At 71.3% G+C, this 23,508-nt stretch carries 23 protein-coding genes; 5 read left to right on the forward strand and 18 right to left on the reverse strand.

Features of this window, described 5'->3' with window-relative positions:
- Window positions 1–1,359 (reverse strand): 4-aminobutyrate--2-oxoglutarate transaminase, encoded by a 1,359-nt coding sequence (gene gabT, locus DEU36_RS05430; RefSeq protein WP_183045299.1) that lies wholly within the window; start codon window positions 1,357–1,359, stop codon window positions 1–3.
- A 90-nt stretch (window positions 1,360–1,449) separates the two neighbouring features.
- Between gabT and DEU36_RS05435 the strand changes: the two genes are divergently transcribed.
- Window positions 1,450–2,970 (forward strand): PucR family transcriptional regulator, encoded by a 1,521-nt coding sequence (locus DEU36_RS05435; protein WP_120263258.1) that lies wholly within the window; start codon window positions 1,450–1,452, stop codon window positions 2,968–2,970.
- A 92-nt stretch (window positions 2,971–3,062) separates the two neighbouring features.
- On the opposite strand, the gene DEU36_RS05440 is transcribed toward DEU36_RS05435, so the two are convergent.
- Genes DEU36_RS05440 through DEU36_RS05465 form a run of 6 tightly spaced genes read right to left on the reverse strand, consistent with a single transcriptional unit; the run spans window position 3,063 to window position 8,022 of the window.
- The gene (locus DEU36_RS05440; RefSeq protein WP_120263259.1) at window positions 3,063–3,911 is read right to left on the reverse strand and encodes a MurR/RpiR family transcriptional regulator; all 849 of its coding nucleotides are present in this window, start codon (window positions 3,909–3,911) and stop codon (window positions 3,063–3,065) included.
- Window positions 3,901–4,734, reverse strand: coding sequence for a phosphonate ABC transporter, permease protein PhnE (gene phnE, locus DEU36_RS05445; RefSeq protein ID WP_120263260.1), 834 nt, complete (start codon window positions 4,732–4,734; stop codon window positions 3,901–3,903). Before phnE (DEU36_RS05445) ends, DEU36_RS05440 begins: the two co-directional genes overlap by 11 nt.
- Window positions 4,731–5,531 carry a phosphonate ABC transporter, permease protein PhnE gene (phnE, locus tag DEU36_RS05450; protein WP_120263261.1) on the reverse strand — a complete coding sequence of 267 codons (801 nt, stop codon included), beginning with the start codon at window positions 5,529–5,531 and terminating at the stop codon, window positions 4,731–4,733. The genes phnE (DEU36_RS05445) and phnE (DEU36_RS05450) overlap by 4 nt, the downstream gene beginning before the upstream one ends.
- Window positions 5,528–6,346, reverse strand: a complete 819-nt coding sequence (gene phnC, locus DEU36_RS05455) for a phosphonate ABC transporter ATP-binding protein (protein ID WP_120263262.1) — start codon at window positions 6,344–6,346, stop codon at window positions 5,528–5,530. The genes phnE (DEU36_RS05450) and phnC overlap by 4 nt, the downstream gene beginning before the upstream one ends.
- Window positions 6,343–7,317 carry a phosphate/phosphite/phosphonate ABC transporter substrate-binding protein gene (gene phnD, locus DEU36_RS05460; RefSeq protein ID WP_120263263.1) on the reverse strand — a complete coding sequence of 325 codons (975 nt, stop codon included), beginning with the start codon at window positions 7,315–7,317 and terminating at the stop codon, window positions 6,343–6,345. The genes phnC and phnD overlap by 4 nt, the downstream gene beginning before the upstream one ends.
- A gap of 39 nt (window positions 7,318–7,356) precedes the next feature.
- The gene (locus tag DEU36_RS05465) at window positions 7,357–8,022 is read right to left on the reverse strand and encodes an HAD family hydrolase (protein WP_120263264.1); all 666 of its coding nucleotides are present in this window, start codon (window positions 8,020–8,022) and stop codon (window positions 7,357–7,359) included.
- An 80-nt stretch (window positions 8,023–8,102) separates the two neighbouring features.
- Here DEU36_RS05465 and DEU36_RS05470 point away from each other — a divergent pair, with 80 nt between their 5' ends.
- Window positions 8,103–8,759, forward strand: a complete 657-nt coding sequence (locus DEU36_RS05470; RefSeq protein WP_259455227.1) for an amino acid deaminase — start codon at window positions 8,103–8,105, stop codon at window positions 8,757–8,759.
- 92 nt (window positions 8,760–8,851) lie between these two features.
- On the opposite strand, the gene DEU36_RS05475 is transcribed toward DEU36_RS05470, so the two are convergent.
- A complete protein-coding gene (locus DEU36_RS05475; RefSeq protein ID WP_120263266.1) occupies window positions 8,852–10,336 on the reverse strand; it encodes a helix-turn-helix domain-containing protein in 1,485 nt (494 codons plus the stop codon).
- A 131-nt stretch (window positions 10,337–10,467) separates the two neighbouring features.
- Between DEU36_RS05475 and aceA the strand changes: the two genes are divergently transcribed.
- Both aceA and aceB read left to right on the forward strand, forming a co-directional pair.
- A complete protein-coding gene (aceA, locus tag DEU36_RS05480) occupies window positions 10,468–11,775 on the forward strand; it encodes an isocitrate lyase (RefSeq protein WP_120263267.1) in 1,308 nt (435 codons plus the stop codon).
- A gap of 97 nt (window positions 11,776–11,872) precedes the next feature.
- Window positions 11,873–13,558, forward strand: coding sequence for a malate synthase A (gene aceB, locus DEU36_RS05485; RefSeq protein ID WP_120263268.1), 1,686 nt, complete (start codon window positions 11,873–11,875; stop codon window positions 13,556–13,558).
- 94 nt (window positions 13,559–13,652) lie between these two features.
- Here aceB and DEU36_RS05490 read toward each other — a convergent pair whose 3' ends face one another.
- The 5 genes from DEU36_RS05490 to DEU36_RS05510 form a co-directional block, all read right to left on the reverse strand.
- A complete protein-coding gene (locus DEU36_RS05490) occupies window positions 13,653–14,663 on the reverse strand; it encodes a hypothetical protein (RefSeq protein WP_120263269.1) in 1,011 nt (336 codons plus the stop codon).
- Between the two features lie 122 nt (window positions 14,664–14,785).
- The gene (locus DEU36_RS05495; protein WP_120263270.1) at window positions 14,786–15,421 is read right to left on the reverse strand and encodes a response regulator transcription factor; all 636 of its coding nucleotides are present in this window, start codon (window positions 15,419–15,421) and stop codon (window positions 14,786–14,788) included.
- Entirely contained in the window at window positions 15,418–16,593 is a 1,176-nt protein-coding gene (locus tag DEU36_RS05500) for a sensor histidine kinase (RefSeq protein ID WP_120263271.1), read from the reverse strand. Before DEU36_RS05500 ends, DEU36_RS05495 begins: the two co-directional genes overlap by 4 nt.
- Window positions 16,594–16,608: 15 nt before the next feature.
- Window positions 16,609–17,484, reverse strand: coding sequence for an ABC transporter permease (locus DEU36_RS05505; protein WP_120263272.1), 876 nt, complete (start codon window positions 17,482–17,484; stop codon window positions 16,609–16,611).
- Complete coding sequence (locus DEU36_RS05510) at window positions 17,481–18,377, reverse strand: ABC transporter ATP-binding protein (protein WP_120263273.1); 897 nt, start codon at window positions 18,375–18,377, stop codon at window positions 17,481–17,483. Before DEU36_RS05510 ends, DEU36_RS05505 begins: the two co-directional genes overlap by 4 nt.
- 94 nt (window positions 18,378–18,471) lie before the next feature.
- Here DEU36_RS05510 and DEU36_RS05515 point away from each other — a divergent pair, with 94 nt between their 5' ends.
- Complete coding sequence (locus tag DEU36_RS05515) at window positions 18,472–19,671, forward strand: pyridoxal phosphate-dependent aminotransferase (protein WP_120263274.1); 1,200 nt, start codon at window positions 18,472–18,474, stop codon at window positions 19,669–19,671.
- A 106-nt stretch (window positions 19,672–19,777) separates the two neighbouring features.
- Here the strand turns inward: DEU36_RS05515 and DEU36_RS05520 are convergent, their stop codons facing one another.
- Genes DEU36_RS05520 through DEU36_RS05540 form a run of 5 tightly spaced genes read right to left on the reverse strand, consistent with a single transcriptional unit; the run spans window position 19,778 to window position 23,482 of the window.
- Window positions 19,778–20,914, reverse strand: coding sequence for a UDP-N-acetylmuramate dehydrogenase (locus tag DEU36_RS05520; protein ID WP_120263275.1), 1,137 nt, complete (start codon window positions 20,912–20,914; stop codon window positions 19,778–19,780).
- A 2-nt stretch (window positions 20,915–20,916) separates the two neighbouring features.
- Entirely contained in the window at window positions 20,917–21,324 is a 408-nt protein-coding gene (locus tag DEU36_RS05525; protein ID WP_120263276.1) for a MaoC/PaaZ C-terminal domain-containing protein, read from the reverse strand.
- Window positions 21,321–21,770, reverse strand: coding sequence for a MaoC family dehydratase N-terminal domain-containing protein (locus DEU36_RS05530; RefSeq protein WP_120263277.1), 450 nt, complete (start codon window positions 21,768–21,770; stop codon window positions 21,321–21,323). The genes DEU36_RS05525 and DEU36_RS05530 overlap by 4 nt, the downstream gene beginning before the upstream one ends.
- Before the next feature lie 9 nt (window positions 21,771–21,779).
- The gene (locus DEU36_RS05535; RefSeq protein ID WP_120263278.1) at window positions 21,780–22,616 is read right to left on the reverse strand and encodes a sulfite exporter TauE/SafE family protein; all 837 of its coding nucleotides are present in this window, start codon (window positions 22,614–22,616) and stop codon (window positions 21,780–21,782) included.
- Entirely contained in the window at window positions 22,616–23,482 is an 867-nt protein-coding gene (locus DEU36_RS05540; protein ID WP_120263279.1) for a DUF2510 domain-containing protein, read from the reverse strand. Before DEU36_RS05540 ends, DEU36_RS05535 begins: the two co-directional genes overlap by 1 nt.
- Window positions 23,483–23,508: the final 26 nt, after the last annotated feature.

Consider the following 23,508-nt stretch of genomic DNA (forward strand, 5'->3'; position numbering starts at 1 on the left):
TCAGACCCGCCCGAGCGCCGCGGCGATGACGTCGAGCCCGTCGTCGAGCAGCTCGTCGCCGATCGAGAGCGGCGGCAGGAAGCGGATGACGTTGCCGTAGGTGCCGCACGTGAGGACGATGACCCCCTCGGCGATGCAGGCCTTCGCGATCGCGGAGGTCAGGGCAGCATCCGGGGCGCCGGTGGCCGGGTCGACGAACTCGGCGGCGATCATCGCGCCGAGACCGCGGACGTCGCCGATGCGGGGGTCGGTCTCGCGCAGGGTGTTCAGCCGGTCCGTGAGGCGTGCGCCGATCTGCTGGGCACGCTCGACGAGCCCGTCGTTCTCGAACGCGTCGATCGCCGCGAGCGCCGCCGCGCAGGCGACGGGGTTGCCGCCGTACGTGCCGCCGAGGCCGCCGGGATGCGACGCGTCCATGAGGTCGGCACGACCGGTGACGGCCGCGAGCGGGAGGCCTGCGGCGATCCCCTTCGCCGTCGTGATGAGGTCGGGGACGATCCCGAAGTGCTCGCTGGCGAACATGGCACCGGTGCGAGCGAAACCGGTCTGCACCTCGTCGGCGATGAACACGACGCCGTTCTCGCGGCACCAGTCGGCGACCGCCGGCAGGAACCCGTCAGCAGGCACGATGAAGCCGCCCTCGCCCTGAATGGGCTCGATGACGACGGCGGCGAGGTTGTCGGCTCCGATCTGCTTCTCGATCTGCGAGATCGCGCGGGCCGCGGCATCCGGACCCGAGAGGCCGTCGCGGAACGGGTACGACAGCGGCGCACGGTAGACCTCGGGGGCGAAGGGCCCGAACCCGCTCTTGTAGGGCATCGACTTCGCGGTGAGCGCCATCGTGAGGTTCGTCCGGCCGTGGTAGCCGTGGTCGAAGGCGACGACCGCCTGACGGCCGGTCGCCTTGCGTGCGATCTTCACGGCGTTCTCGACCGCTTCGGCGCCCGAGTTGAACAGCGCGGTCTTCTTCTCGTGGTCACCGGGGGTGAGCCGGTTGAGGGCCTCGGCCACCGCGACGTACGACTCGTAGGGCGAGATCATGAAGCACGTGTGGGTGAACTGCGCCACCTGGGCCTGCACCGCGGCGACGACGGCGGGATGAGCGTTGCCGACCGAGGTGACGGCGATCCCGGACCCGAGGTCGATGAGCGAGTTCCCGTCGGCGTCGACGACGACTCCGCCGCCCGCGGCGACGGCCTGGATCGGCACCGTGTGACCGACACCTGCCGGCACGGCGGCGGCCTTGCGGGCCAGCAGTTCTTCGGATCGGGGTCCGGGGATCGCGGTGACGACGCGGCGCTCCTGCGGGAGGGTCGGGCCGCCGAGGGGGATGGTCGGCGTCGAGGTCGAGGTGCTCATTCCGCGACAGTAGGACGCGCATCGCGCAACCCGCATTCGCCGGGATGTACAGTTGCCGCACCTCTTATCGCCCGTCTGTACAGGATGCCGATGCCCACCGCCACTCCCCCGTCGCCGACGATCCGCGCGCTGCTGGCCCGGCGCGAACTGGATCTGCGCCTCTCGACACCCGCCGACGACCCCCATCTCGACGCACCCGTGCGCTGGGTCCACAGCTCCGATCTCGCCGACCCGACGCCCTTCCTCTCGGAGGACGTGGTGCTGCTGACGACGGGCACGCAGTTCACGGCCGACCTCGATGCGGACGCGGAGGCGGACGCCTACGTGAGCAGGCTTCGGGCGCGCGGCATCCGCGGCCTCGGGTTCGGTACCGAGGTCGTGCGCGACGGCATCCCCGGACCTCTGCGGAATGCATGCGCGGCCGCGGGGATGCCGCTGTTCGAAGTGCCCTACCGCACGCCGTTCATCGCCGTGGCGCGGGCGGCCGCCGAGGCCATCGCGGCGCAAGCGTACGCTCGGCGCAGCTGGGCGCTCGACGCGCAGCGCGCCCTCGCGATCGCCGCCCTGCGCCCCGACGGCTTCGACGCGACGCTCGCCGAGCTCGCGCGTCAGCTCGGCGCCTGGGTGGGCCTCTACGACGCCTCGGGGACGCTGACGCACGAGCACTCCTCCGCCGGTTCGTCGGTCGACGACGAGCTGCGCCGAGCCGTGGACGCGGAGGCAGCGGCCCTGCTGCGCCGGGGCGGCGGAACCGGTGCCGCGATGCGGCTGGCGGGGCACCCGGTCACGCTGCAGACGCTCGGATCGGGGGGTCGCCGGGGCGTCCTGGTCACCGCCGGAGTGGAACTCGATCAGGACGCCCGGGCCGTCGTCACCGCCGTCGTCGCGACGACCGGCCTCGCCCTCGAGCAGCGCCGGATGACCGCCGGGGCGTGGAGCGGGCTGCGGGCTGCCCTCGTCGACCTCCTCGCGGATGGGCACCTCGCCCTCGCCCGTAGAGTCGCGACCGACGCGTGGGGCGGCTTCCCCGCCGCGCCCTACGTCGTCGCCGTCGCCGATGCGCACGCGCCCACGGGCGCCCGGGAAGTGCTCGACAACCACGCGACCGCCGGCCGGCTGTTCTACGGCCGCGACGAGGACGGGGTCCTCCTCATCGTGGGGGCGTCCGAGCGCGGGGTCCTCGACGGCATCGCCGCGCGCTTGTCGTGGCGGATCGGAACCGCCGCGGCGGCGACCGATGATGACGTGACCTCGGCGCGCGATCGGGCACGGCTCGCACGCGACCGCGGACGGCCGGGGGCGGCCACCGATGTCGTCGACGCTCCGGGCGACCTGCTCGACGATCTCGCTACGGCCCCCTCGCGCGCCCGCGCCGGCGCCGAGCTCGCCCCGCTGCGCACCCACGACGCGCGGCACGGCACGGCGCTCGAGGCGACGCTCGTCGCGTGGCTCGACCATGACGGCGCCCACGAGGCCACGGCCCGCGCGCTCGGCGTGCACCGGCACACCGTCCGCACGCGCATCGCTCTCGCGCAGCGCCTGCTCGGCCGCGACCTGACGACCTTCGCCGATCGCGCCGCCGTCTGGACGGCACTGCGCCTCTCCCCCTGACCCGCCCCTGGTTCCGTCGACTCGCCACGAAACGCGGATCCGGGCCCCGCCGCATCCGCCGTTTCTGGCGACTCGACGAGGAAGGAAGAGAGTCAGGCGCCGAGATTGTCGGAGAGGACCTCGAGCACCTGCGCGCGCACGGCGTTCGCGCCGCCGGGCAGGCGGGCGGCCACCTCGTCGGCGAGAGCCTCGACGAACAGCGCATGCGCGGCGCGCGACGTGTGTTCGAGCTCATCGCGGAAGCTCGTCCCCGCCGGCGCGATGACGAGCGCGTGCGTGGCTCGTTCGACGAGCGGGGATGCCGCGAACGAGGTGATCGCGATGACGACGGCTCCCCCGGTGGCAGCCGCCGCCGCGGCCCGCAGACTCGCCTCGTTCGCGCCCGAGCCGCTCACGACGATGCAGACGTCACGACTGCCGAGCTGCCGAGCGGAGATCTGCTGCGCGATGACGTCGGCGATCACCTCGGCCGGTCGGCCCACGGCGGTCAGGCGCATCGCGAGATCGCTCGCGACCGGCGACGAGAGCCCGTTCGCCACGACCAGAAGCCGCCCGGCGCCCACGACAGCCGTCACCGCTCGCTCGACCTCGTCAGCCTCGAGCAGACTCGTCGACGCCGGCAGCGACGCCGCGGCTCGATCGATCGAACTGCGCAAGCGCCCGAGTGCCCCGTCGCCGTGGTCGGATGCCGCCGGCGCGGCCGCTCCGAGCTCTGCGGCGAGCGCGACCCGCAGCTGCGGATAGCCGCGGAACCCGAACGTCTGACAGGCGCGGACGACCGACGAACGGGCGACCCCCGCGCGATCGGCCAGCTGCTGCGCGGTGAGTTCGACCACGACCTCGGGCGCGTCGAGGATCACGTCCGCGACTCGACGCTCGGTCGGCTGCAGCCCGTTGCGGAGCGCCTGGATGCGCACGGTCGGCGGAGCGTTACCGGACACGTGCGCCCTCCATGATCCGTCGGCGGATGCGGCCCGAGATGCCGTCGATCGTCATCGTGACGACGATCACGACGATCAGCAGCATCCCCACCGTCGACCATTCACGGTACTGGGTGTAGGTCGTCAGCATGTCGCCGATCCCGCCGACTCCGATGAGCCCGAGGACGGCCGACGAGCGCACGTTGATCTCGAAGCGGTAGAGCCAGAACGACAGGAACACCGGGGTCGCCTGCGGCCAGACGCCCCATCGCAGCACCTGTGCCGAGCTGCCGCCGGCGGCACGCGCCGCCTCGACGGCACCGACGGGAACGGCCTCGACGGCTTCGTAGCCCCACTTACCGAGGGTGCCGATGCCATTGATCGCGAGGGCGAGAGCCCCCGTGAGGGGAGTGAGACCGGTCATCGAGAGGATGATGATCGCGAAGATGATCTCGGGCACCGCGCGGATCGTCGAGAACACGAACCGCAGGATCGCGCGCAGCCATGCCGGACCGAAACCCCGGGCCGCCACCAGGCTGAGCGGCGTGGCCACGATGACCCCGAGCACGGTCCCTACCCACGCCATCTGAACGCTCTGCCAGGTCTGCCACAGAGCGTCCGGCAGCTTCCCCCACGTCGGCGACGAGAACATGAGCCAGCCGTAGCGCACGAGCTCGGCGGGCAGGTCGGCCAGCCGCGACCAGGTGATGTCCACCGACCAGAAGGCCAGGATGACGACAACCGTCACGGCGGCGGCGACCACGGTGCGCACCCGTCGACGCGGGCGGGAGGGCACGGCTTGCGCTGACGTGTGTCGCGTATCGGCGAGAACGGGAGCGGTCATGCGAGCCTCCGTCGCAGGGCGGAGCTGGCGGCGTCGATGACGAGCACGACGACGAGGATCTCCAGGATGATGAGCGACAGCTGGTCGTACCGGTAGAAGGTGCGCACGGCGTCGATGATGAGGCCCATGCCACCGGCGCCGACGAGTCCGAGGACAGTCGACGCGCGGACGTTGAGCTCGAGGACGTACAGCGTCTGCGCCGCAAAAGCGGGCCAGGTGTCGGGCAGGGCGAGGGCCCGATTGATCTGCAGCTGCGTCCCGCCCGCGGCGCGGCCCGCTTCGAGGGGGCCCGTGTCCATCGCGTCGATCTGTTCGGAGACGAGCTTCACGATGATGCCGACGTTGAAGATCACGAGGGCGAGGATGCCGGGCAGCGCGCCCACCCCGACCATCGCCACCAGGATCGCCGCCGACAGCAGGTCGGGAACGCTCCGGACGATGTTGAGCATCGCGCGGACCGCGCCCCGCAGTACCGGACGCGGGTTGGTCGGCCGAGCCGCCCACAGACTCAGCGGCAGCGAGAGCGCGGCCCCCACCGCGGTGCCGATCACCGCCATCTGGAGCGTCTCCAGCAGCGGGGCGACGGTCCGCGGGAAGAAGGTCCAGTCCGGCTGCAGCAATCCGAGCACCTTGTCGGCTCCGTGCTGCCAGTTGCGCGCGATGCCCGACAGGTCGAGTCCGACGCCGATTCCCGGGAGGCAGGTGACCACGGTGATCGCGGTGACGATCCCCGCGACCAGCCACGGCACCGCACGTCCGCGGGGCCGCGGCGGGATGACGAGTGCGGGCGCGCTCATGCGTCGAGCCGGTCCTCGGCCGTCAGCGATCGCCCGTAGATGCCGGCGAAGTCCGCGTCGGAGGCGTCCGCTGCCGTGCCGTCGTAGACGACCTCGCCCGCCCGCATCCCGATCAGCCGCACGCCGTAGGTGCGCGCCAGGTCGAGCAGGTGAAGGTTCACCAGCACCGTGATGCCGAGCTCGGTGTTGATGCGCTGAAGGTCTTTCATGACTCCGTGCGCGGTGGGCGGGTCGAGGCTCGCGACCGGCTCGTCGGCCAGGACGATGCGCGGCTGCTGCGCGAGGGCGCGCGCGATCGCGACACGCTGCTGCTGACCTCCCGAGAGAGCGGCGGCGCGATCCCAGACCCGCGGCAGCATCCCCACACGTTCGAGCGCCTCGAAGGCGAGGCGGCGATCGTCCGACCGGTAGGCGCCCAGCAGGGTGCGCCACACCGGGGTATGGGCGAGGCGACCGACGAGGACGTTGTTGAGCACGCTCGTGCGACCGGCGAGGTTGAAGCCCTGGAACACCATGCCGATGTCGCCGCGCAGGCGACGCAGCTCGCGCCCGCGCGCCGTGTCGACGCGCACGCCGCCGACCTCGAGGACGCCCGAGGTCACGGGGACGAGGCCGTTGATCGTGCGGATGAGGGTCGACTTTCCCGATCCCGAGAGACCCACGACGGCGACCATCTCGCCCGCACCGATCTCGAGTGAGACCCCGCGCAGGCCGAGGGTGCCGTTCGGGTAGCGAACCGTGACGTCGTGCAGCCGGATGTCCGACGGCGATGCCGGGGCCGAGGCCCCGGCATCGCGTGCAGTGGTGTCGGTCACTGCAGTCCGAGCGCCTGCGCGGCGCGTGCGACGACGTCGAGCGACGAGGCGTCGGCGGGGGCGAGCTTGGTGATCGAGTAGATGCTCTGCAGCACTTCCGAGCCTTCCGGGGTGTTCGAGAAGTCCTCGAGCGCGGTCGCGATGCGCTCGCGCAGCTCCGGCGAGAGGTCCGAGCTCAGCGCGACACCGTCGTTGGGGATCTCTTCGGTCATCGCGAACACGACGACCTTCTGCCCGACATCCGGGGTGTCCTTCTTCACGATCGTGCGCGCGTCCCAGAAGCTGAACCCGACCTCGGCGTCGCCGTTGTAGACCGCGAGCACGGACGCGTCGTTCGCGGTCACGGGCAGCTGATCGATGTCGCTGTCGGTGTCGAGCCCGGCCTCCTGCAGCGCGAGGATCGGGTAGATGTAGCCGGCGGGCGACCCGGGGCCGAGCACGGCGACTTTCGCACCCTTGACCTTGGTGATCGAGTCGAGGCCCGCGGGGCCCGTCATCGCGTCGGCGCCGTTGCAGAAGAGCATCCCGTCGCGCTCGACGGGAGCGTCATCGCAGTACTTGTCGGGGTCGTTCGTCATGAACTGCGCGGGATAGCTGATGTTCCCGTTGCGCTCGGTCTGCAGCACGACGTCAGCGCCGTACATGTCGTTGGCCTGCCACAGCTGCAGCGACGGAAGGAAACCGATCTGCGCCTGGCCGGCGCCCATCGCCTCGACCGCGGCCTGGTAGTCCTTCGAGACCACACCGGTGACCTCGATGCCGAGCTCGTCGCTCAAGTAGTCGGTGAGCGGAGCCGCGGTCTCGACGAGCCCGTTCTGGTCCTGCGAGGGGACGAGCGCGAGCACGAGCGAGGTCGGGTCGGCGGCGGCCTGGGGGGTGTTGCCGGCGGCGGGCGAGCCCGCGCAGCCGGCCAGGGTGATCGCGGCGATGGCGCTGACGGCAGCCGCGGCGACAAGTCGGGTGGTGCGCATGAGTGGATGTCCTTCGGGTGTTGTGAGAGGTGTACGGGATCAGGGGGCGGATGCCGCGGCCCACGCCTCGATGCGCGGCAGCAGTTCGGTGAGCGTGTCGGCGTGGAAGGTCGGGGATGCCGCAGCATCCGTCCACGGCCCGACGAGCGCGGTGTCGTATCCGCGCCGGTGCGCGGGCTCGAGGTCGTTGCGCCAGATGTCGCCGACCGCGAGCACCCGGCGGTCGCGGACCTCGGGCGCGTCGAGCAGCCGTTCGAGTCCGGCGGGCTTGCCCGCGTCGGTGACGATGCGCGCGAAAGCGTCACCGAGCCCGAGCGCGTCGAGGGTCTCCGCGACGCGGATCGCCGGGGCGTTGGTGACGAGGACGCACTCGGCCGGAAGGCGTTCGGCGACCGCGGCGAGCCCGACCGGCGCCTCGACGGGAGCGAGATCAGTCCCCAGCAGCGCGCGGCTGTCGAGGTAGGCGCGCGACAGCGCCTCGGCGCCGACCCCCGCATCCTCGGCGACGAGGCGGATCACGTCGTACGCGTCGAGGGGCGCCCCGGCCCCGACGGGTCGGCCGCGCATCCCGTCGTCGACCCGGGCGAGGAACCGGTCGGGCTCGCCGGAGGCAGCGGCGGCAGCACGCGCGTAGGCGAGCACCGGCCCGTCGCCGAGGGCGACGGTTCCGTCGAAATCGAAGATGATGAGAGCAGGGTTCGGCACGGATCGGACTTTCTGAGTGGACGCTTCGTCCATCGTTAGGTGCACACGTGGACACAAATCCCACAGTCGATGAACTGCGGATGAACGAGATCCAACGGCTCGATGCGGCGGCCGCGACTACCGCGCGCGGCGACGCCGGGCGGGCGTTCGACGTGGTGCCCTGGCTCTCGCGGTCGATCGCCGAGGATGCGGCATCCGGTCGCTTCGCGCGCTGGTCGCGGTCGACCATCGTCGACGAGAACACCGGTTCGCCGGTGCTCGACCGTGCGGTGTTCGACCGGTTGCACGATCTCGCCGGCGAGCCGAGTGCCTGGCCGGTCGGGAACGCCGGCCTCCTCCACGTGTACGGCTACCTGCTCTCGCTCACACCCACGCCGTACGGCCTGAAGCGCGAACGCTGGCTCGGCCCCGAGCTCGCCCGCGCGTTCGGGCTCGCCGATGACGCGTTCGCGCCCTGGGCGGACGGGCCGACGCTGCTCGAACGGGTCACGGATGCGGCGACGAGCCTGCTCCGCTCCCCCGCGGCGGCGCGATCCGAGGCCGACGGCGAGTACGTCACCGTGCTGTCGGCATCCGCGGGTCCCGCGGCGCTCGTATACGCGCGTGTCGCCGACGACGGCATCCGCCTGGTGACGACCTTTCCCGTCGCGGACGCCGCCGCCGTCCTGACCACGATCGAAGCGACTCCGCCCGCCCCCGGCGCCCCCTACCGCCTCCGCTGGAACGCCGCGCCCTGAGTCCCGACTCCTCCCGTCGAGTCGCCACGAAACGCGGGTCCGGGCCCCGCCGCATCCGCCGTTTCTGGCGAGTCGACGGGATGCGGCGCCGGTCAGGACGGGGCGTGCGCCTCCAGGAATGCGTAGAGGTCGGTCGTGTCGACGCCCGGGAAGGCTCCCGTCGGAAGGGTCGCCAGCAGCGTGCGCGGGGTCTTCACATTCGGCCAGGCGGCGGAGCGCCACCGCTCCTCGAGATCGGCCGGCGCGCGCCGACAGCACACGTCGACCGAGTGCCGCGACACTCCGCGATGGGGCGTGTCGCGCCCGAGGAACCACTTCGTATCGTCGAACCGCACCCCGACGCTGACGGAGTGCGCACCCTCGCTCGAATGCTCGACGCGGGCCGTGCACCAGTAGGTGCCGTTACCGGTGTCGGTGTACTGGTAGTACGGGTTGAACCGGTCATCGACGTCGAAGACGGTGCGACTCGTCCACTCCCGGCAGCACAGCTGTCCTTCGATGGCCCCCAGGCGGTCGGTCGGGAAGTCGACGTCGTCGTTCTCGTACGCCTTGGTGATCGTGCCCGACTCGTGCACCTTGAGGAAGTGCACCGCGATGCCCAGGTGCTCGGTCGCGAGATTCGTGAACCGATGCGCGGCGGTCTCGTACGACACCGAGTACGCGTCGCGCAGATCCTCGATCGAGATCGCGCGGCGCTCCTTCGCCTCACGCAGCGCCGGTGCGGCATCCGCTTCGGGGATCAGGAGCGCGCCGGTGAGGTAGTTGGTCTCCACGCGCTGCCGGAGGAACTCGTCGTAGCTCGTCGGCTCGGTGTGCCCGAGGATGCGGCTCGACAGCGCCTGCAGCACCGCGGTGCGGGGATCGGCGGGGGTCGACGCGGAGAGACGACTCGACAGGTAGAGCCGCCCGTTGGCGAGGTCCGCGACGCTGCGGGTCGTCTGCGGCAGATCGGCGACGTAGTGGATGCTGAAGCCCAGATGACCCGCGATGTCGCTGGCGGTGCGCTGCGTCACAGGTCCGCCCGGGTGCCCGACCGCCGCGAGCAGCTCCCGCGCCTGCTGCTCCAACTCGGGGAAGTAGTTGTTCTGCGTCCGCATGAGGCGGCGCAGGGCGACGTTGGCGCGTCGGGCCTCTTCGGGGGTCGCCGCACGCTCGTCGTGCAGCCGCTCGATCTCGCCCTGCAGCGCGAGGAGGGCGCGCAGGACCTCGTCGGGCACCGCCCGCGGGATGCGGAACGGCGCGATCCCAGCACTGCGGAAGGTCGGACCCCCCATCGCCCGGGCCACATCGATCTCGAGCGCGGCGCGAGGATCGAGCTCTTCTGATTCGAGCAGCGCGTCGAGCGAGGTCCCGAGTGCGCGCGCGATCGTCCGCAGCAACGAGAGCTTCGGCTCGCGGCGGCCGTTCTCGATCATCGAGAGCTGGCTCGGCGCCCGTCCGACGGCAGCGGCGAGGTCATCCAGGGTCATTCCGCGTCCGGTCCGGATCTGCCGGATGCGCCGGCCGATCGTGAAGGCGTCCATGTCCTCATCGTCGAGCGCCGACCCTGCGGCGGCGACGGCATCCTCGCGCGTCATGGCGGGATTCTGTCACGAAAGCAGAAGATCGGCCGATCTTCTCCGCGGATCCGCCCGGGACAAGACCGCTCCTTCGCACACAGTGGTCTCCACGACGGGCAGAGCAGCCCGTTCCGACGAAGGAGACCGAGATGACCACGATTCCCGCTCCGGGTCCGCTGCGGCCCGGCGACCAGACCCAGACCGCTGTCGAGCTCGAGGAGCTGTGGCAGAACGACCCGCGCTGGGACGGCATCGAGCGCACCTACGGCGCCCACGACGTCATCCGGCTGCGCGGCTCGGTACGCGAGGACGCGACCCTCGCCCGCCGGGGCGCGGAGTCGCTGTGGAACCTCCTCCACACCGAGGACTACGTCCGCGCGCTCGGCGCCTACACGGGCGGCCAGGCCGTCCAGCAGGTGCGCGCCGGCCTGAAGGCGATCTACCTCTCCGGATGGCAGGTCGCCGCTGACGCCAACCTCGCCGGTCAGACCTACCCCGACCAGAGCCTGTACCCCGCCAACTCCGTGCCCGCCGTCGTCCGGCGCATCACGAACGCGCTGCTGCGTCAGGACCAGATCGAGCACGCCGAGGGCGACCGCACCCGCGACTGGCTCGCTCCGATCGTCGCCGACGGCGAGGCGGGCTTCGGCGGTCCGCTCAACGCCTACGAGCTCGCGGCATCCCTCATCGCCGCGGGCGCGGCCGGCACCCACTGGGAGGACCAGCTCGCGAGCGAGAAGAAGTGCGGCCACCTCGGCGGAAAGGTGCTCGTGCCCACCGCCCAGCACATCCGCACGCTCAACGCGGCGCGGCTGGCCGGGGATGTCGCGGGCGTCCCCGCGATCGTCATCGCTCGCACCGATGCGCTGGGCGCCGACCTCATCACGAGCGACGTCGACGAGCACGACCGTCCCTTCCTCACCGGCGAGCGCACGAGCGAGGGCTTCTACCGCACGCGCCCCGGAATCGACCCCGTCATCGCGCGCGGTCTGGCCTTCGCGCCCTACGCCGACCTGCTGTGGGTCGAGACCGGCGAGCCCGACATCGAGTTGGCCCGCGAGTTCGCCGCAGCCGTGCACGCCGAGCACCCCGGAAAGCTGCTCGCCTACAACTGCTCGCCGAGCTTCAACTGGAAACGGCACCTCAGCGACGCGCAGATCGCCACGTTCCAGGCAGAACTCGCCGACCTCGGGTACCGGTTCCAGTTCATCACCCTCGCGGGATTCCACGCCGTCAACCACTCGATGTTCGAGCTCGCCCGCGGCTACGCCGATCGCGCCATGAGCGCCTATGTCGAGCTGCAGCAGGCGGAGTTCGACGCCGAGGCCCACGGCTACACCGCCACACGTCACCAGCGCGAAGCAGGCACCGGCTACTTCGACACCCTCTCGACGGCGCTCAACCCCGACAGCGCCACCCTCGCCCTGGCCGGATCGACCGAGGCATCCCAGTTCTGACCCCGCCCCGTCGAGTCGCCAGGAATTGCCGGTTCGGCACCCCCGACATCCGCGCATCCTGGCGACTCGACCGCGAACCTCCACAGGAGACGAGACCATGACCATTACAGAGACACACACCGAGACACACACCGAGACACCCGCAGAGACACGGCGGCGCGCCTGGACGAGGCCCGTCGCGGTGCAGACCCACGAACCCGCGATCGAGGTGCGCGGCGAGATGCACCCGCGCTTCGACGAGATCCTGACCCCCGATGCCCTCGACTTCGTCACGGCGCTGCACGACCGCTTCGCGGGGCGACGCCACGACCGACTCGCCGACCGGATGCGGCGCCGCTTCGAGATCGGCAACGGCGTCGATCCCTCGTTCCGCAGCGACACGGCGCACATCCGCGAGGACGATTCGTGGCGGGTCGCGGGCGCCGGCCCGGGCCTCGAGGACCGCCGGGTCGAGATCACGGGCCCGACAGACCCGAAGATGACGATCAACGCCCTGAACTCCGGGGCGGGGGTGTGGCTCGCCGACCAGGAGGACGCGACCTCGCCCACCTGGCGAAACGTCATCGGCGGGCAGCTGTCGCTGCGCGATGCGATCCGCGGCGAGCTCGAGCACACGGGCCCCGACGGGCGGCGGTACGCCGTCACCGCGGAGCGCACGCCGACGATCGTCATGCGCCCGCGCGGCTGGCACCTCACCGAGAGGCACCTCGCCTACACCGATCGCACGGGTCGCACCCTCGACGCGTCGGGGTCACTCGTCGACTTCGGCCTGTACGCGTTCCACAATGCTGTGCGGCTCGTCGAGAACGGCCGCGGGCCGTACTTCTACCTCGCCAAGCTCGAGTCGAGCGCGGAAGCGCAGCTGTGGGACGACGTCTTCTCGTTCACGGAGCGACGCCTCGGGCTGCCTCACGGCACGATCCGCGCAACCGTTCTGATCGAGACGCTTCCCGCGGCCTTCGAGATGGACGAGATCCTCTTCGCCCTCCGCGACCACTGCGCGGGCCTCAACGCCGGCCGCTGGGATTACATCTTCTCGATGATCAAGAACTACCGCGGTCGCGGGGCCCGGTTCGTGCTGCCCGACCGCAGCGCGGTCACGATGACGGTGCCGTTCATGCGTGCCTACACAGAGCTGCTCGTGAAGACGTGCCACCGCCGCGGGGCGCATGCCATCGGCGGAATGAGCGCGTTCATCCCCAACCGACGGAACCCCGAGGTCACCCGGGCTGCGTTCGAGAAGGTCGCCGCCGACAAGCGGCGCGAGGCGGGCGACGGGTTCGACGGCACGTGGGTCGCGCACCCCGACCTCATCCCCGTCGCTCGCGCGGAGTTCGACGCCGTGCTCGGCGAGCGCCCGAACCAGCTCGACCGCCAGCGCGACGACGTCGAGGTCGCGGCATCCGAACTGATCGACTGTCACATCGGACTGCCGATCACCACGGCCGGGGTTCGCGCCAACGTGTCGGTCGCCGTGCGCTATCTCGAGGCGTGGCTGCGGGGCATCGGCGCCGTCGCGATCGACGACCTGATGGAGGATGCCGCCACGGCCGAGATCAGCCGCTCGCAGATCTGGCAGTGGATCCACCAGGACCGGACGACGGATGACGGTAGGCCGATCACCCGAGAGTGGGTCGATGGGCTCGTCGACGATGTCCTCGCCGAGGTCGAGCGCCGCGACGACGACCGCTTCGACGACGCCGCCGCCCTGTTCCGCGAGGTCGCGCTGGGCTCGGACTTCCCCGCCTTCCTGACCCTCCCCGCCTACGCGAAGTACCTCTGACCCCCGGTCACCCCGTCGACTCGCCACGAAACGCGGATCCCGCACCCCACGCATCCGCAGTTGCTGGCGAGTCGACGGAGAGAGGGATGGGGGGTCAGGGGGTGGGGAGGGCGGAGAGGAGGAGGGCGATCAGCTCGGGCGGAGCGGGCCGGGCCTGCAAGTCGGTGCCGACGACGCGCTGGCAGCCGTCGAGTTCGACCGTCACCGGCACCGGAGCGTCGCCGGCGCTCGTCGCGCGCGGGTGCACCACGACGAAACGGGATGCCGCCTCACCACAGTCCCGGGCCGCGGTAGGGCTGGCGGGGGCGGCGGCCGCGGCGGTGAACACCGCACGCGCCGATTCGGCGTCGAGCGAGAACACCCCGGCGAACAGGCCCCCATCGCCGATCACGCTCGGCGTCCCGGCTGGGGCGTCCAGGGCTTCGGGTGCGTCCGCCTCGTAGGCACACACCATCGCTTCGACGACGTCGACCGGCGCCTGCGCCTGCGCCTGCGCCTGCGCCTGCGCCTGCGCCTCGAGAGGCGTCCACCCGAGGATCTCGAGCGGGGCCACGCCGGCGCGCGTCGAGCAGCCCGCCGCCGTCGCCTCACGGAGCTCGACGCGCACGGCGTCCGAGAATGTACGGTCGACGACCTCGAGCCGAGCCAGGGCGGCGAGCGGCTCGTCCTCCTTCGGGCCGCCGCACGCGGTCAGCGGGAACGACAGCGGCGCGAAGCGGCCCGCCGCATCCGTCGCCCAAAGAGCGCGGAATCCGTACCCGACGGCCGGGCAGACCTCTGCCGGACCGGGGTCGCTGGGCGCCGCCATCGCGTCGAGGAACTCCGACAGGTCGCCCTCGTAACGAACGATCTCGGTTCCGGCGATGACGCCGTCGGCATCCTCGCGCGTCACCCCGTTTGCGCACTCCAACACCGCCACGGCCTCGAACGCTCCCGGGAGAAGACCGGCACCGGCAGGCGGATCGGCCGTGAACTCCGGGCACGAGATCGTGTCGGAAACGGTCGCGACGTCACGGATGGGCGGCGGCCCGAAAGGGATCGCCGCGCACCCCGCCAGCGACAGCACCAGCGCACCGCCCGCAGCCGCCGCAGTAGCAGCCGGCATCCACCTCCGCATCCCGACCCGCACCCGCATCCGGCTTCTCCCCCGTCGTCCCTCGCACCCACGCTAGAACAGCCCCCGATCCCCCACGTGACGACCGCGTAACGATCGTCTCGGGTGCAGGGTCAGGGAAGCAGGCCGCGCTCCAGCGCGAGGGTCACGGCTCGGGTGCGACCGTCGACGCCGAGTTTGTCGTACACGCGCAGCAGATGCGTCTTGACCGTCGACTCGCCGATCCCCAGCTGCACCGCGATCTGCTTGTTGCCGTGCCCCGCCGCGACGAGGCGCAGCACGTCCGTCTCGCGCGGAGTGAGAGCGGATGCCGCGGCCTCGGGTTGCCGCATCCGTTCCACCAACCGCACCGCGACGGCCGGCGAGAGAGCGGTCTGCCCGGCGGCGACCGACCGGATGCCGGCCACGATCTCCTCGCGCGGCGCGGCCTTCAGCAGATACCCGCTGGCTCCGGCCTCGATCGCGGCGAGGATCTGGTCGTCGCTCTCGTAGGTGGTGAGGATCAACACCCGCTGGCCCGCGCCGCCGTCGCGCGCCGCCACGATGCGTGCCGTGGCCGCGACGCCGTCGAGCACCGGCATCCGCAGGTCCATGAGGACGACGTCGGGACGCGTCTCGCCGGCGAGGCGGACGGCCTCGCCCCCGTCGGCGGCCTCCGCGATCACATCGAACCCGGGCTCGTCCGCGAGCAGACCGGCCAGACCCGACCGGACGATCGGGTGGTCGTCGGCGATCAGCAGGCGGATCATGCCCGCACCCCCATGGGAGCCCGCGGCGCGGTCGGCGCGGGCAACCGGATCGACAGGGTCGTCCCCGCACCCGCCGCAGCGGCGACCTCGACGGTGCCGCCCGCGAGCGCCACCCGATCGCTCATGCCGTCGAGGCCGTAGCCGGTGCGCGGGGACGAGACGTCGAACCCGCGCCCGTCGTCCTCGACGACCAGCCGAAGGGCGCCGTCCTCCTCACCGGAGAGCGACACCGTGACCCGTGCGGCTCCCGCGTGCTTGCGCACATTGGCGAGCGCTTCCTGCAGGCAGCGCAACGCGACGACCTGGGTCTCGCGATCGGTTCCGGATGCCGTGTCGACGACGGAGATCTCCAGCCCCGTGTCGGCGCGGAAGCGTTCCGCGAGTCGTTCGACCGCGGCACCGAGCACGGGGTCGGCGGGGACGGCGGCGGTCCGCGCGACGATGGCGCGCGCCTCGGTGAGCGCGTCACGGGCGGCCACCTCGAGGCGCTCGACCGCCGCGGTGGCACCCTCGACGTCGCCCGTTCGCGAGCGCCGTCCGGCCTGTTCGGCGAGCATGACGATCCCGGCGAGGGTCTGCGCGAGGGTGTCGTGGATCTCACGGGCCAGATGCTCGCGCTCGTCGGCGGCGCCCTTGTCACGGCTGAGTGCCTCGACCTGCTGCTGCGCCCGCGAGAGCTCGTCGAGCAGACGCGCACGCTCCGTGCCGTACGCGGCGATCGCCGAGATCCACCACCCCATCGCGATCGAGAACGCCGCCGAGAGCACCGCCACCACGGTGGCCTCCAGCAGGGCGTCGGGAGCGAAACCGAAGCCGCCGGCGTACCCGACGAGCATCCCCGCGCCGACCAGAAGCGATCCCACGACACCGTCACGCCGCAGCGGGGCGAAGATCCAGACCAGCGGATACACGATGACCTGCATCGTCGCGAGGGAGACCTCGCCGAAGGTCATCGCCGCGATCGAGACCGTCGCGACGGCGAGGAACACCGCGAACCGCCGGGGATCCTCCGCTCCGGCGGAGGGCCGTGCGAAGAGATACGCCGCGAGCAGGAGCACCAGGCCCGCGACCGCCCACGGCAGCCGGGCCGTCTCTCCCGCGGCCGCGAGGATGCCGACGCCGAGGGCGAGCACGACACCGACGGCAACATCCACCCAGCTGCGACTGATCACGACACCATCCTGCCCTCAGCGGATGCGGGCGCGGATGCGGGCGGCGGCGAGCACCGTGAACGCGACGGCAACCACAGCCAGGACGACCGCCGCGACCCAGACCGGTACGGTCGCCGTCCCCACCTGAAGGTCGAGTCCGTAGATCCGGCTCAGCTCCTCGACTGCGCCGGGAGCGCCGCTCGCGAGGCGATCGAGCGGATCGACGGCGAACTCGCGTCGGACGAGCATCGCCGATTGGGCGAACGGGAGGACGCCGACGGCATCCCGCACCGCGTCGGGGAACGAGCCGACGGGGATGTACGCCCCCGCGACGAAGCCGGTCAGGGTTCCGACGAGCGTCGACAGCCCCGAGTACGAGCCGCTCGTGCGCAGGAACGACACCACGAACGCCCAGAGCGCCGTGTACGCCGCCACCGAGAGCACGGTCCACAGCACGATGCGGGTGATCTGTCCGGCGTCGGGCAGGGTGCGGCCGGTCAGCCCGAGGTAGGCGAGGGCCACGACGAGCACGATGAGCGTGGTGATCAGGCCGATGATGAACGCCGACCCGAGATACCCGAGCACGAGCTGCGCGCGACGCACGGGTGAGACGAGGAAGTCGCGGAACCGTCCGGTCGCGGCGTCTTCGACGAAGGTCGACAGCGCACCGAGCGGGGTCGTGACGGCGGCGACGGCGACGACCCCGGCGAACATCCACGAGTCGACGAAGTCGCGGGCCGCATCGGCGTCGAACCCCGGCGTCGCCGCGAGCGAATCGACCTGCATCTGCCCGAGGAACAGGGCGTACAGCAGGAACACCACGAGGGCCCCGGTAAGAGAGAAGAACACCCCGAGCGGGTCTCGGTAGAACAGCCGGAGATTGCGCCCGACGTAGGCCTGCACGGTCTTCATCGCGTCGCCTCCCCCGTCGCCGCCTGCCCGGTCGCCGCCTGGCCGGTCAGCGCGAGGAAGACGTCGTCCATGCGCCCGTGCCGGAACTCGAAGTCGAGGACGGCGTCGCCCCGTTCGGCGAGGATCCGCCGCGCCTCGGCGGCATCCGCCACCGCGATGCTCTCGGGGCCGGCGGCGGTGACGAGCGACAGGATGCTGGAGCTGTACCGCGCGCGCAGCTGCGCTGGAGTGCCGTCGGCGACGATACGCCCGCGGTCGATGATGCACACCTGGTCGGCCTCCTCGGTCTCTTCGAGGTAATGGGTCGTGAGAAAGACCGTCAGCCCCACGCGCTCGCGCAGCTCGTGGATCGTCCGCCACACCATCTGCCTGCTCGCGGGGTCGAGCCCGGTCGTCGGCTCGTCGAGGAAGACGATCTCCGGGTCGTGCAGGAGCGCCCGGGCGATGTCGGCCCGTCGACGCTGACCTCCCGAGAGCCGCCCGTAGCGGCGGTCGACGAACTCGCCGAGGTCGATGATGTCGGCGAGCCGTTGAATGCGATCGCGGATCGCGGCGGTCGAACCGAGGTAGGGGCGCGCACGCACCGTCAGGTTCTCGCGAACGGTGAGGGCCGAGTCGAGCAGGGAATCCTGGAAGACGACGCCGATCGCCCGGCGCACCGCGTCGCCATCGGCCAGGACGTCGTGACCGGCGACCTCGAGCTGACCGGCATCCGGCTCGATCACCGTCGTGAGGGCTCCGATCGTCGTGGACTTGCCGGCTCCGTTCGTCCCGAGGAACGCGAACACGCCGCCGGCGGGCACGTCGAAGCTCACGTCGTCGACGGCCGTCACGTCGCCGTATCTCTTGGTCAGGCCGCGCACGACGGTCGGTGCGCTCGCTCTCGTGGTCATGTCTCCAGCGTGCCGCGTGCGGCGCCGGTGCGGCAGGGGTCATCCGGTCGATCCCCGTCCACCATTCGGTGGACCACGCCGCTACTCTCGAAGGGTGACCGAACGCGCACCGCTGTCCCGCAAGCTCTCCGCCATCGCCGAGTCGGCGACCCTCAAGGTCGACGCGAAGGCCAAGGCCCTGCAGGCCGCCGGCCGGCCGGTCATCTCGTACGCGGCCGGGGAGCCCGATTTCTCGACGCCGCAGTTCATCGTCGAGGCCGCCCAGCACGCTCTCGCCGACCCTGCCAACTACCGGTACACCCCGGCCGCCGGCCTCCCCGTGCTGCGTGAGGCGATCGCCGCCAAGACGCTGCGCGACTCGGGCCTCGAGGTGCAGCCCTCGCAGGTCATCGTGACCAACGGTGGCAAGCAGTCGGTTTACCAGGCCTTCCAGACGGTCGTGAACCCGGGTGACGAAGTGCTGCTGCCGGCTCCCTACTGGACCACCTACCCCGAAGCGATCGCCCTCGCCGACGGCATCCCGGTCGAGGTCTTCGCCGGCGCCGACCAGGAGTACAAGGTCACCGTCGAGCAGCTCGAGGCTGCGCGCACCGAGCGGACCACCGCGCTCGTCTTCGTCTCGCCCTCGAACCCGACGGGCTCGGTGTACACCCCCGAAGAGACGACGGCCATCGGCCAGTGGGCGCTGGAGCACGGCATCTGGGTCATCAGCGACGAGATCTACCAGAACCTCGTCTACGAAGGCACCCGCGCAGTCTCGATCGTCGAGGCCGTTCCCGAGCTCGCCCGCCAGACGATCCTCGTCAACGGTGTCGCCAAGACCTACGCGATGACCGGGTGGCGGGTGGGCTGGATGGTCGGCCCCGCCGACGCCATGAAGCTCGCCGGAAACCTGCAGTCGCACCTGACGTCGAACGTCAACAACGTCGCGCAGCGCGCCGCCCTCGCAGCACTCACGGGACCGCAGGACGAGGCCGAGCAGATGCGGCTCGCCTTCGACCGTCGCCGCCGCCTGATCGTCGACGAGCTCGCGAAGATTCCCGGAGTCGACGTTCCCACTCCCCTCGGGGCGTTCTACGTCTACCCCGACGTCACCGGTCTGCTCGGACGCTCGTGGGGCGGCACCGAGGTGAACACGAGCCTCGAGCTCGCAGACCTGATCCTCGAGCAGGCCGAGGTCGCCGTCGTGCCCGGCGAGGCCTTCGGCCCCTCGGGCTACCTGCGCCTGTCGTACGCGCTCGGCGACGACCAGCTGCTCGAAGGCATCCAGCGCCTCCAGCGCCTCTTCTCCTGAGGTTCCCTGGTTCCCCTCTCCCTGACCCGTCGACTCGCCAGAAATGGCGGGTCCCGGGGCACTCGTACCCGCCGTTCATGGCGAGTCGACGGCTGAGGGAACCGGGTCAGAGCTCGACGCCGACCAGCACGGGCTCGGGCTGGAGGATCAGACCGAACTCGGCCTGGACGCGCTGCTGCACGAACCGGGCGAGCGCGGCGAGCTCGTCCGCCGTCGCTCCCCCGCGGTTGGTGAGGGCGAGGGCGTGCTTGGTCGACAGCCCCGCCCGCGAGCCGGGCAGCGAGAAGCCCTTGCCGATTCCCGCGTGCTCGATGAGCCAGGCAGCGCTCACCTTGACGTCCGGTTCGGCCACCGCGCCCGTCGGCGAGACGCCGTAGTACTCCGCGAGCGGGATCACCCGGTCGGCCACCGGATCGGGAGCCACCGGCCAGCGCGGGCACGCGTCGGGCAGCGTCCGTGCGAATGCTGCGGTGACGACGGCGTTCTGGAAGAACGACCCGGCGCTCCAGGTGTCGGGGTCGGCGTCGTCGAGCACCATCCCCTTGCTGGCGCGCACCGAGAGCACGGTCTCGCGCACCCATCGCAGCGACACGGTGGCCTCGGGATCGAGCCCGAGAGCGCCGCGCAGCTGCGGGCCACGGATCGCGAACTCGCCGTGTCCGACCTGATCGAGTTCCAACGTGATCGAGAGGATGACCGCGGACCGCGCCGCGACCGACCCGTGGTGATGCTTGAGCACGGACGTGCGGAAGCCGAGCCCGAGCTCGGACGCCGGCACGACGCTGACGTCTCCCGTCGACTCGTCGAGCAGCTCGACCTCGACGAGCGTCTGCACGACCTCCTGACCGTATGCACCGATGTTCTGGACGGGTGCCGCTCCGGCCGTGCCCGGGATGCCCGACATCGCGGCGATCCCGCTGAGGCCCGCCGCGACGGCGTACTCGACGAGGTCGTCCCACGAGTGCCCGGCCCGCGCCTTCAGGCGGATGCGGCCCGGATGCGGCGACGGCAGCTCTTCGATGCCCGTCGTGCGTATCGCCACGACAGTGCCCTCGAAGGGCTCGTCGCCCGCGAGGAGGTTCGACCCGCCCCCGACGACGAGCCACGGCTCGTGCGCCCCCCACAGCTCCCTCATCGTGGCGACGAGCTCGTCTGTCGTGTGCACCTCGACCATGCGCTCGGGCGCCGCGCCCGCGCGCAGCGTGGTCAGCTCCGCGAGGGGCCGCGGTTCGATGTCAGCCACGGTCACTCCGCGGTGCGGACGCGCACCTGGGCCTTGCCGAGCACGACGGTGTCGGCGTGGCTGACGGTCAGGTCGATGCGGGCGACGCCCTCGTCGACCGCCCCGACCTTCGCGACGACGGTGAGGGTCGCGCCCGTCTCGGGATCGACGACGACAGGACGGGTGAACCGCACGCCGTACTCCACGATGCGACCGCTGTCGCCGAGCCACTCGACGATGGTCTCGACGGCCAGACCCATGGTCAGCATGCCGTGGGCGAGCACACCGGGCAGGCCGACGCGGGTGGCGACGTCGTCGCGGTAGTGGATGGGGTTGAAGTCCCCCGACGCTCCCGCGTAACGCACGAGCGACTCACGGGTGAGCTCGACGGTGCGCTCGGCGACGACGGTTCCGACGGTGAGTTCGCTCATGCGTCTTCCCCTCCGATCAGCAGCACCGAGACGGCGGTCACGACGTGGTCGCCGGCGACGTCACGGATCTCGGCCTCGCTGGTCACCATGGCACCTTTGCCGAAAGCACGGATGCCGGTCACCGAGAGCTGCGCGGTGAGCTCGTCGCCCGCCACGATCGGCCGGGTGTAGCGGAAGCGCTGCTCGGCGTGCACCGTGCGCTCGAGGGCGATGCCCGAGTCGGGCTCGCCCAGCAGCTGCTGCAGCGTGAGGTCCTGGATCACCATCGCGAAGGTCGGGGGCGCGACCACGTCGGGGTAACCCAAGGCGCGCGCCGCTTCAGGGTCGGTGTGCTGCGGGTCGGTCGCGAAGACGGCGCGGGCGAACTCGCGCACCTTCTCGCGACCCACGAGGTACGGGGCGGTCGGCGCGAAGGCGCGTTCGACCAGATCGGGGTTCACGGACACCGTCCGATTCTACCGGTGGCCCTCCGACGACAGCGCAGCCCGCTTCCCGGCCCGCGCCGCGCGGTGCGTCTTGACGGCGCGCACCGCCATCTGCGAGGCGATGAAGGTGAGGAACGCGGCGAACAGGATGTTGGCGGTGAGCGGGTTCAGGAGGATCGCTATCCAGGCGCCGACCGCGGTCGTGGTGCAGGCGGCGAGGCCGACGACCAGGGCCGCCACGAGGTCGACGTTGCGTCGGCGGGCATTGCCGACCGTGCCCGAGATCGCGGTCGGGATCATCATCAGCAGAGACGTGCCCTTGGCGATGAGGTCGCTCGTGCCGAAGAGGAACATCAGCGCCGGCACGACGATGACTCCGCCGCCCACACCGAGCAGACCGGCCATGATGCCGGTGAAGAGTCCGAGCCCGGCGAGCCCGATGCCGACGGGCCAGCTCAGCTCGAGAACGGCATCACGCGAGGGCACCACGATGAAGAGCATCACGATGACGACGACGAGGAAGCCGACGAAGCCCCATCGCAGCGCGTTCTGAGGGATCTTGGCCAGCAGCCAGCTGCCGATCTGCGCACCGATCACGGCACCCGCGGCGAGGATGATCGCCGGGATCCAGGCCACCGAACCGGTGACCGCGTAGGAGATGACACCGACCGAGGCGGTGGGGACGATTGCGGCGAGCGAGGTCCCGGCGGCGAGCCGCTGATCGAACCCGAGCAGCAGGACCAGGAGCGGCACGATGACCGTTCCGCCGCCGACGCCGAACAGTCCCGACAGCAGGCCAGCCGCGAGCCCGACCCCGGCGCACGCCAGGTAGAACCGCGCGCTCCGGCGCGCACCCCGCTCCCCCATCACTGCTCGACGTAATCGTCGATGAGCCAGCCGGAGCCGCCCGGAACGAGCGTGTACAGCGCCGAGAAGCTGCTCGGAACGGGGTTCTCGAGCGGAGCGCCGGCGGAATCGGCCGTCTGGGTGAAGGTCTCGACGGTCTGGACGTAGATCGTGTCTCCCTCGCGGGTCGTCGAGATGAAGCTGATGTCGTAGTCCTCGACGGAGTTGTTGAACTCGAGCGCGGCCTGCGCGAAGTCGGCGCAGTCGGACAGCCCGCCGCTCGAGAGGAACTCGGGGGTGACGATCGCCTGATAGGCCGCGCAGTCCATGTCGTCCCACGCGTCGTCGTAAGCATCGACGACGTCTTCGGCCGCACGCAGATCGGCCCCCTGCACCGAGCTCGAACCCGGGCGGTCGGCGCTCGGGGAGAGGATGTCGGCCACGAAACGCGGAATGAGCACGGCCGCGAGAACGATGAGACCGATGAGTACGGCGCCGAGCGCGACGAAGAGGATCCAGAGCTTCGAGCGACGTGCCGGAGGAGGGATGTCCTCGCCGCGGGCTCCGGTCATCGCCGCCGTCGCCGTCGTGGGGTGTGCGCCGGGATAGACCGGGGCATAGCCGCCCGGCGCGGGCGGGATGGGCGGCAGCGTGTCGGTCGGCGAGGCGGTGTCGGATGCCGCGAGACTCTGCTGGCTCTCGGCGATCGATGCCTCCGTCACCGCCGGTGGCTCTTCGATCGGCGCCTCTTCGACCGAAGGCTCGGGCTGCGGCTCGGGCGAGGGCTCGACAGGGGTGTGGGTGTGCTCGGTCCAGCCCGCACCGTCCCACCACCGCAACGCGCCGTGACCGTCGTCGTACCAGCCCGCAGGCGTAGAACCGCTCAACTCTGCCTTCTCTCGCGTCGGGCGCC

This window comes from Microbacterium sp. AG238 (assembly GCF_003610405.1).
Classification (GTDB): Bacteria; Actinomycetota; Actinomycetes; order Actinomycetales; family Microbacteriaceae; genus Microbacterium.